The following is an 823-nucleotide window of genomic DNA, read 5'->3' as shown; positions in this document are numbered from 1 at the left end:
GGTAGTCCTCAAGAAGTAATGATGTCAGGTAAGAAGCCGCAACCAAGGGGGTAATTTTGAGTCGCCAAACTTGAATTACCCGTCATGTTTTACCAACACAACTGCCCTGGTTGCGGCTCTTCAAACATAATCAAAAATGGACGCACCTACTACGGAAAACCGCGGGGCAAGTGCAAACACTGCCAGCGTCAATTTGTCTTTATGCGATGCTACCAACCTTTGTCAGCCGAACAAAAACGGCGTATTGAACTACTCTTAGCCGAACGAGTTTCACTGGAAGGCATCTGCCGGGTGATGGAAGTAAAAGCCCATCAGCTTTACGCTTATATGGATGAGCTGTATGCAGAAGTACCTCAGGACTTGGCTTGTTCGACTAACCAAGTGGCTGACGTTGAGCTGCATTGCCTCGATTGTGAGACCGACGAGTTATGGAGCTTTGTGCTTTACAAGCCCAACAAGCAATGGCTTTGGATAGCCTTGGACCGAGCTAGTCGGCAGATTGTGGCTCTGCACATTGGGGATCGAGGTGCCACTGGTGCATTGGGTCTATGGCAAGCCCTGCCGGAGTCTTATCGGCAGAAAGCTACCTTTTATACCGATGATTGGGACGCTTACAAACAGATCATTCCGGTTAGTCAGCACCGCTTCAGCAAGCAAAAGAAGCACACTAACCATGTTGAGCGCTTCTTTTGTAGTTTACGTCAACGGTGTTCGCGGCTAGTTCGGTTAAGCTTATCGTTCTCCAAAAAGTTGACCCGGCACATTGATTCTATTCGGTTCGTGGTCATGCACTACAACCTATCATTACAAGTTTAGGACTACC

Annotated in this window: 1 protein-coding gene; it reads left to right on the top strand. The window is 48.1% G+C overall.

What is annotated here, in order from left to right; all coding sequences use genetic code 11:
* Nucleotides 1-84 precede the first annotated feature (84 nt).
* A complete protein-coding gene (locus ACFSUS_RS29070) occupies nucleotides 85-816 on the top strand; it encodes an IS1 family transposase (RefSeq protein ID WP_381528815.1) in 732 nt (243 codons plus the stop codon).
* Nucleotides 817-823 lie beyond the last annotated feature (7 nt).

This window comes from Spirosoma soli, from assembly GCF_042684525.1.
Lineage (GTDB): Bacteria > Bacteroidota > Bacteroidia > Cytophagales > Spirosomataceae > Spirosoma > Spirosoma soli.
Note: the sequence above shows the minus strand (reverse complement) of the source record. Positions and strands in the feature narration are given on the sequence as shown.

Excerpts from the sequence above, each read along its gene's own strand:
- ACFSUS_RS29070 (WP_381528815.1), top strand. The coding sequence starts at position 85 with ATGTTTTACCAACACAACTGCCCTGGTTGCGGCTCTTCAAACATAATC.